The organism is Arthrobacter sp. Y3225116, from assembly GCF_059091245.1.
Window position 1 is genome coordinate 1 of record NZ_JBNHGL010000142.1, and the last position, 7,441, is coordinate 7,441.

Here is a 7,441-nt window from a genome sequence, read left to right on the forward strand (position 1 = left end):
GGCGGCACCGCCGAGCAGGGTTCCGGCCGTGGCGTCGAGTCCACGCTCCAGCTCGTGGGTGTCCCGCCGGATCAAAGAGGCAGCGCCAACCGCCGCGGCGGGCGCCTGGACAGATGCGAGGGAGGCCGGGCCCGCCAGGGCGGGCGCGGAGCCCATCACGACCACGGTGGCGACGGTCGTCACGGTCAGGATCGAACCCGCAGCAACCCTTATCGACGTGACGATGTACCGCGGGCGTGCTTTCATGCGTGCTTCTCCTGCAAATTCGGTGGTTCATACGGCCTTGTGATTCTCGCGGGTCCGGATGAAGGAACGGTGGACGGAACCTGCGTCCCAGCTGGGAACGCCGCGTGTCCGGGTGCGATTCAGTAGGCTGGTGCCAAGACACATACGCCCCGACCCAGGAGGAACCATGGCCAGCGATTCTTCGTTCGACATCGTCAGCAAGGTGGACAAGCAGGAAGTCGCCAACGCGTTAAACCAGGCGCAGAAGGAAATCGCGCAGCGCTATGACTTCAAGGGAGTCGGCGCCGAGGTTGACTTCAGCGGCGAAAAAATCCTGATGAAGGCCAACTCCGAGGAACGGGTCAAGGCCGTTCTGGACGTGCTCCAGTCGAAACTCGTCAAGCGCGGCATTTCGTTGAAGTCGCTGGACGCCGGCGAGCCGTTCGCCTCCGGCAAGGAGTACCGGATCGAGGCCGGCGTCAAGGAGGGCATCGCCCAAGACCAGGCCAAGAAGATCTCGAAAATGATCCGGGACGAGGGCCCCAAGGGCGTGAAGGCCCAGATCCAGGGCGACGAACTGCGCGTCACCTCCAAGTCCCGAGACGACCTGCAGGAAGTCATATCGCTGCTCAAGGGCTCCGACTTGGATGTCGACCTGCAGTTCATCAACTACCGGTAGTCCCGGAACGAAACGCCTGGCCCAGGTGCTTACCAGGCGTTAGTCCGCAGGGACGTCGAGGACGGTTTAGTTACTGCATCGCAACGTTCATTTCCTTCTGTGCTGATCATTTCCCGCTTAGCGTGAGGCAAACGTTGTTTCACCAGAGGCGGGGAGATCATGCGCACGCTGACCAAACTGAGCGTTGCAGCCGCGGTACTGCTGGCGCTGGCAGGCTGCACCAGCCACCAGCCTCCCCGGGTGTCGGCGCTGTCAGCCCCATCCAGTACCGCGGACGACCTACCGGCGGAGCGCTTGGAAGACCTGGGCGTAGTCCCGGACAGCGTGCGGTTTCTGACGGAGATGGACGGCTACGCGTTCTACGCCGCCTTGATGGGCACCCCCGACCCCCGCGAAATGTGCTTAATCATGGACAACCCGGCATTCGGTGTTTACGCCGCCGGATGTGGCCGGCTCGAGCATACGGGCCCACTTGGACTCGAAGCCTCCGGAATCAAGGCCAAGCTGATCGCCGATGGATATGACGCGAGCACAGCACTGGCCAAAGGTTGGGTGCAACCGCACCGGAACCTCCTGGTGCACGGACTCTAGCCGCCTACAGTAGCCTCCGGCTTCGGCAGGACCGCATGACGCTGCCGCCCTCCCGGAGGGAAGGCGGCAGCGTCAGTGAAACCCGTTAGGGGCTACGCCGCGCAGCGGTTGCCCCGCTGCTCTGCGTTGGAGGGGTTGTTGTAGCAGGTCTCGCCGGTGCTGCGGACATCGGTCGTCACGATCGGCGCCCCCGGGGCCTCGGTCTCGACGACCAGCGGCTCGATGTCCTCACGCGTCACGGTGACAACCGGCTCTGCCGGCACGGTCGCCGTCGTAACCTCCTGCCTCGTTTCCCCTTCGGTGACCGTCACCACCGGGGCGATCGGAGCGCACTCGGTGTCCGATTCCTCATCGCCCGGCCGGGTTCCGGTGGTCACGATCGGCGTGCCGGGAACAACTGCTTCCGTCACCACCGGAGTCCCGGGTGCCGTTGACTGTTTCACCTCAGGAACGCCCATGGGGGTGGGGACGTCGGTGCCGCGCGGGAAGTCGAACCTGGTGGTCGTCGTGGTGGTGGTCCGCGTTGTCGGCTGCGTTGTCGTCGCCGTGCGCTCCGTCTGCTGGGTCGTCGCGGTGGCGATCACCGTCTGGTAGGTGGTGGTGGTGCACATTTCACGCTGCTGGGTGCTGGTGAAGACCTCGGTGAACGGCGTCGTCGTGGTAATCAGCGTTTCCCGCGGCTGGGTCGTCGTGGTGACCCGTTCCTGCGGGGTGGTCGTCGTGGTGACGATCGTTGTGGGCGTCGTCGTCGTGGTCAGGACGGCCCGCTCGCACCTCTCCACGGGCTTCGCCGCCCGCTCGTTGTTTACCCTGCGGCAGTTGGTGGTTGCGGGCGTCTCGGTGCTCGTCGGCGTGCCCCGCTCCGTCCGGGTTGTGGACGTCGGCGTGCCGGGAACAACGACGTCCTCGCTGACGGCCTCGCCGGCATTGCGCTCTTCCTCGGTCACGACCGGGGTGCCGGCGCGCTCGGTCCTCACGACAGTCGCGTCGCCGACGTTGCGTTCCTCTGTTGTCACCGTGGGATCCGGCTGCCGGGATGGAAGCGACGTGTCCACGGTGACAGGATCGCCCACGGGCCGGTCCGGGCTGAACGTGGTCGTCGGAGTGCCTGACGGAACATCAGGGCCGACGACGACAGTTGTCACCGTGCAGACCTGATTACTGCCGTTGCCGCTGAGCGTTCCGCCCAGCGCTGTACAGTTGGCCTGCCGTTCGGCGGGACCGGCGAGCGCCGGACCGGCTGGCGCCAATGCGACGACGAGCCCCAACGCCGTCGCGGCCACCAATGACGAAAAACGCATGATGAACTCTCTTCCCCCAACTGAACCCCGCGCGGCGCGGATCCGGCGACACTAACAGGCGGACTTAACCGGGGGCAACGAAATCCAGGCGGATCCGAAAGAGTCGAGTAGTGGGTCAGATACATCCCCGTATTTGCCCGTCCGGAAGCAGGGTAACTGTCCTGCCCCCGCCGGTAACCAGGCCCGCAAAACCGAGTACGCGGTCCCTCCCTCGGCCCCTCCCTTCGAGTGCTGCGGCTACCGTGCCGCGGCGGTGCGCGGGCCGCGGGGCCAGCTGTACGAACCGCTGCGCTTGAGCTCGCCCCGGATCCACGACAGCGTCAGGCGGCACACCTGTTCTTTGACCAGGGCGCCTCCCCTGCGGCCCAGGGCGACCCGGCGCGGGGTGTCGTCCGCATGCACCGGCTGGACCAGCCCGGACCGCCGGCCCAGGCTGATGCAGCGCACCATGAACCCGACGGACAACTCCCGAGGGGACCGCTGCCGGATCTGGGCGATGACGTTCTCTGCGGCGTGGGCTCCCATGGGCATGGCCACCGCGCAGCCCATCCGCAGGTGCGAGGCCACCGTGTCCTGGGCGCGGACTGCGTCTCCGGCGCCTACGATGTCCGGATACCCCGGGCAGGCCAGCGTTGAGTCGACGAGCAACTTGCCGTGGTCATCGGTGGCCAACCTGCTCGCTTCGGCGAGGCCGGAAGCGCTGAAACCGGCCGCCCAGACGGTGCAGTCCGAGCCCAGGGCCGTACCGTCCGACAGGATGATGCGCCGTGCATCGGACCGGTCCACCCGGGTTCCGTCCATGACCTCGACGCCGAGGTCCGCCAGCTGCGCCAACAGGGCCCGGCGGCCCCGCTCGGACAGGTCCGCACCTGTCCGCCCCCGCGAAACCAGCCGCACCTGCAACCGCGGAAGCGCCCCGGCAATTTCGGCAGCCGCCTCGATGCCGGTCAGGCCACCACCGATAACGCTGACGACGGCGCCGGGAGCCAACTGCTGCAACGCGCGATGCAGGCGGGCGGCGGAGGAGGCGTCCTGCAGCGTGAAGCCGATTGATCCCGAGGGGACGGGTTGGCTGGCGCTGCCGGGAGCATAGACCAGGAAGTCATAGTCCAGCGCGGCCCGGCCGTCGTCGAAGTGGACGGTGCGCAATTGGGGATCGATCCGGGAGGCCGTACCGACCACCAGGGCGGCCTCCGGGTGCAGCAGCGAGTCCATCGGAACAGCGGCCGATTCCCGGCCTCCCGCCGCGACCTCATGCAGCCGTATCCGCTCCACGAAGTCGGCCGAAGGGTTAACGACGCTCACGCAGATCCTGCCCGCCAGCTCCTTGCTGCCGGCGAGCCGGTTTGCGGCCATGACTCCGGCGTAGCCCGCCCCAATGATGACAATCCGATGCTTAGCGCTCACCGCGAACTCCCTCTCGTGTGTGGTTACAGAGATAGGACACCGCCGCGGGCAGATGTGTGACATGGGCCGGCGGCCGCTCCGGGTCCGCGCGGTCTTTTGCTCGTCAGTCCCGGGAGCCGGGGTCGGAGGGGACGCTCCCGGGGTTGATCGGATCGGCGGTCGGGCCGTCGGTGAGCGGGTCGGCCAGTTCGGGCCCGCCCACGGCCTGGCCCATCCAGGTGAGTGCCTCCCAACCGTCGGGACCGCCGTCGAGCACTACCACCCCGGTGTTGCTCAACTGGTTCCGGGCCACGAACGGGACCGTCAGATTGGACGCCCGGGCGCCCGCCCAGCTGCGGATCATGGCGCCGTGGCTGACCACCGCCAGGGTGCCGATGCCGGAGGTTCGGGCTTCTTCAATGACGGCATCGAAGCGTCCGAACGTTTCGTGGCCGTCCGGGCCGCCGGGCATCCGGCGCTCCAGGTCGCCCGCCGCCCAGGCGAAGACCGTGGTCATGTAGGCAATGATGGAATCGCGGTCGCCGCGCATTTCCAGCTCGCCGGCCGAGATTTCGCGCAGCCCGTCGCGCACATCCGTCTCAAGCTTTCGGGCGGCGGCCAGCGGGGACGCCGTGAGCTGGGCGCGCACCAGGGTGGATGCGAGCAGCGCGTCGATCGGCTCGCCGTCGAGCGCCTGCGGCAGCGCCCGCGCCTGTGCATGCCCCAGGTCGGTCAGCTCGGCCCCGGGGGCACCGGTGTCCAGCAGCCCGCGGACGTTGGAGTGGGTCTGCCCGTGCCGGATCAGCAGCAGCCGCATGCCTGCCTCAGTAGCCCAGCGGCCGTCCGGCCATCCGTTCCAGCCGCGCGACGCGGTCGTCCATCGGAGGGTGGGTGCTGAACAGTTTCTTCGCGCCGCCGCCCTTGAAGGGGTTGGCAATCATTAGGTGGCTCGTGTTGACCAGCCTCTGGTCCTGCGGCAGCGGCGCCTGCTGCGTGCCGTACTGCAGCTTGCGAAGCGCCGACGCCAGGGCCAGCGGATCGTCGGTCAGCGTGGCGCCGTCCTCGTCCGCGTCGTACTCGCGGGTGCGGCTGACTGCCATCTGGATCAGCATGGCGGCCAGCGGGGCCAGCAGCGACATGGCGATCAGCGCAAGCGGGTTGGCGTTGCGGTCGCGGCCGCCGAAGAACAACAGGAACTGCGCGACCGACGTGATCACGCCCGCCACCGCGGCGGCCACAGAGGAGGTCAGAATGTCGCGGTTGTAGACGTGCATCAGTTCGTGGCCCAGCACCCCGCGCAGTTCGCGCTCATCCAGCAGGCGCAGGATGCCCTCGGTGCAGCAGACGGCCGAGTTCTTGGGATTCCGGCCGGTGGCAAAGGCGTTGGGGGCCATCGTCGGGGACACATAGAGCCGGGGCATCGGCTGGTTCGCCCGCGCGGACAGTTCACGGACGATCCGGTACATGCCCGGCTGGTCGGCTTCGGTCACGGGGTAGGCCTGCATGCTGCGGATCGCGAGCTTGTCGCTGTTCCAGTAGCTGTAGGCGGTTGTGCCCACGCCGATCAGGGCCATGATCCAGATCCAGTTGGCGCTGCCGGTCCCGCTGGCCAGCAGCGCGCCGATCGCCAGCAGGAGGGCAAAGAGCCCACCGAGCAGGCCGGCCGTTTTCAGTCCATTGAAGTGGTTGTGCACCGCTTATGAGTCCTCTCCCGCGCGCATCGGCCCCGTGTCATGCAGGCACAGGGCTCCGTCTTTCAGTGTATCCACCGGTCACTTATTCCAACGCCGGACGCTGGCGCCATGTTCCGCAGCCCCGGTCGGGACGGCCTGGCGGCTAGGGCTCGGGGTGCCTGTCGTTGTAGCGGGAGAACCGCGGCTGCAATCTGTGCAGCAGCCCGACGGCGCACACACACGCGACACCGCCGGCGAGCGCGGCGAAACCTTCGCCCAGCCATTGACCGCCGCCGCCGGCGACGGCATCGCCGAGCCGCGGGCCGCCCGCCACCACCACGATGAAGATGCCCTGCAGGCGGCCGCGCATGGCGTCCGGCGTCGCCGCCTGCAGGATGGTGTTTCGGAAGACCCCGCTGACCGTATCGGCGGCTCCCGCCGCGGCGAGGCAGAGTGCCGCCGGCACGAGCCATCCGCTCACGTCCCCGGCGGCCGCGGCGTTTGTCCTCCCGGCCATGACGACGACGGCGCCGAATCCCGCGACGGCGATCCCCCACACCACCACGCACCACAGCACCGCCAGCCCCTGCCGGCGGATGCCTCCCAGCGGCCCCGACAACACCGCGGCGATGAACGACCCGGCAGCGACAGCGGCCAGCAGGATGCCCGCCGTCGCCTCGCCGCCGCCGATGATGACCGCACCGATGGCGGGCATCAGGGCGCGTGGCTGGGCAAGGACCATCGCGGCCATGTCCACCAGGAACGTCATGCGGATGTTGGGACGGGTCCGCAGGAATTGGAAGCCTTCGGCCACCGAGCGCAGGCCGGCCTTCCGGACCTCGCCTTCGGGCGGGATGGGCGGGAGCTTGACCACCGCCCAGATGGCCGCCGTGAAGGTGAGGACGTCGAGGGTGTAGGTCCAGCCGAAGCCCACCCCTGCCACCAGCACCCCGGCCGCCAGCGGACCGATGGTCATGCCCAGCCCGAACGTCATCATGGTCAGCGCATTGGCGGCCGGCAGCATCTCGCGCCGGACCAGCCGCGGCACGATGGCGCTGCGGGCCGGCTGGTTGAGCCCGGCCGCGGCCGAATGCACCGCGATCACCAGGTACAGCAGCCACACCTGCTCCAGCCGGAACCACGCCTGCAGCGCAAACACGGCGGTGCAGGCCCACAGCACCAGGCCGGAATAGAGCGCCACCTTGCGCCGGTCGTAGGCATCCACCACGGAGCCGCCGTAGAGGCCGGCCAGCACCAGCGGGATCAGCCCGACGACGCCGACGCCGCCCACGGCCAAGGTCGATTCGGTGAGCTGGTAGACCTCCAGGCTTACCGCCACAGCCGTCAGCTGCGCACCGATCGCGGAGAGCGAGGTCCCGATCCACAACCGGCGGAAATCCGGGCTCTCCTTGAGCGGCGCCGTATCGGCGAACAACTTGGGCATGGCGGAGATTCTAGTTGCCCGCAGCACCTTTCCCGGGCGGTTCGCAGCGGCTTACGTCCCTTCTGGACAGTAGACACTGGACGCAGCTTTTGACGGCTGCTGGCCACCTGCGGTGCCCGCGACGGACGGCTCACGACGACGG

The 7,441-nt window shown here is 68.2% G+C and carries 8 protein-coding genes; 2 read left to right on the forward strand and 6 right to left on the reverse strand.

Features of this window, described 5'->3' with window-relative positions; genetic code table 11:
* On the reverse strand, positions 1-246 hold a 246-nt coding region (locus AC5RV2_RS12350; RefSeq protein WP_494092574.1), incomplete at its 3' end, for a hypothetical protein.
* Between the two features lie 166 nt (positions 247-412).
* Between AC5RV2_RS12350 and AC5RV2_RS12355 the strand changes: the two genes are divergently transcribed.
* Positions 413-904, forward strand: coding sequence for a YajQ family cyclic di-GMP-binding protein (locus tag AC5RV2_RS12355; RefSeq protein WP_493979855.1), 492 nt, complete (start codon positions 413-415; stop codon positions 902-904).
* Between the two features lie 159 nt (positions 905-1,063).
* Entirely contained in the window at positions 1,064-1,495 is a 432-nt protein-coding gene (locus AC5RV2_RS12360; protein WP_494092575.1) for a hypothetical protein, read from the forward strand.
* 92 nt (positions 1,496-1,587) lie between these two features.
* On the opposite strand, the gene AC5RV2_RS12365 is transcribed toward AC5RV2_RS12360, so the two are convergent.
* From AC5RV2_RS12365 to AC5RV2_RS12385, 5 genes are all read right to left on the reverse strand, one after another.
* Positions 1,588-2,796, reverse strand: coding sequence for a hypothetical protein (locus tag AC5RV2_RS12365; protein ID WP_494092576.1), 1,209 nt, complete (start codon positions 2,794-2,796; stop codon positions 1,588-1,590).
* 237 nt (positions 2,797-3,033) lie between these two features.
* On the reverse strand, positions 3,034-4,203 hold the full coding sequence (locus AC5RV2_RS12370) for an NAD(P)/FAD-dependent oxidoreductase (RefSeq protein ID WP_494092577.1): 1,170 nt from the start codon (positions 4,201-4,203) through the stop codon (positions 3,034-3,036).
* A 103-nt stretch (positions 4,204-4,306) separates the two neighbouring features.
* Positions 4,307-4,999, reverse strand: a complete 693-nt coding sequence (locus AC5RV2_RS12375) for a histidine phosphatase family protein (RefSeq protein WP_494092578.1) — start codon at positions 4,997-4,999, stop codon at positions 4,307-4,309.
* A 7-nt stretch (positions 5,000-5,006) separates the two neighbouring features.
* Complete coding sequence (gene htpX / locus AC5RV2_RS12380) at positions 5,007-5,876, reverse strand: zinc metalloprotease HtpX (RefSeq protein ID WP_493979860.1); 870 nt, start codon at positions 5,874-5,876, stop codon at positions 5,007-5,009.
* Between the two features lie 142 nt (positions 5,877-6,018).
* Entirely contained in the window at positions 6,019-7,299 is a 1,281-nt protein-coding gene (locus AC5RV2_RS12385; RefSeq protein ID WP_494092579.1) for an MFS transporter, read from the reverse strand.
* Positions 7,300-7,441 lie beyond the last annotated feature (142 nt).

What these genes read in the sequence shown, in the direction of transcription:
- AC5RV2_RS12385 (WP_494092579.1), bottom strand. Translation starts at nt 7,299, where the DNA reads ATGCCCAAGTTGTTCGCCGATACGGCGCCGCTCAAGGAGAGCCCGGAT.
- AC5RV2_RS12365 (WP_494092576.1), bottom strand. Translation starts at nt 2,796, where the DNA reads ATGCGTTTTTCGTCATTGGTGGCCGCGACGGCGTTGGGGCTCGTCGTC.
- AC5RV2_RS12355 (WP_493979855.1), top strand. Translation starts at nt 413, where the DNA reads ATGGCCAGCGATTCTTCGTTCGACATCGTCAGCAAGGTGGACAAGCAG.
- AC5RV2_RS12375 (WP_494092578.1), bottom strand. Translation starts at nt 4,999, where the DNA reads ATGCGGCTGCTGCTGATCCGGCACGGGCAGACCCACTCCAACGTCCGC.
- AC5RV2_RS12360 (WP_494092575.1), top strand. Translation starts at nt 1,064, where the DNA reads ATGCGCACGCTGACCAAACTGAGCGTTGCAGCCGCGGTACTGCTGGCG.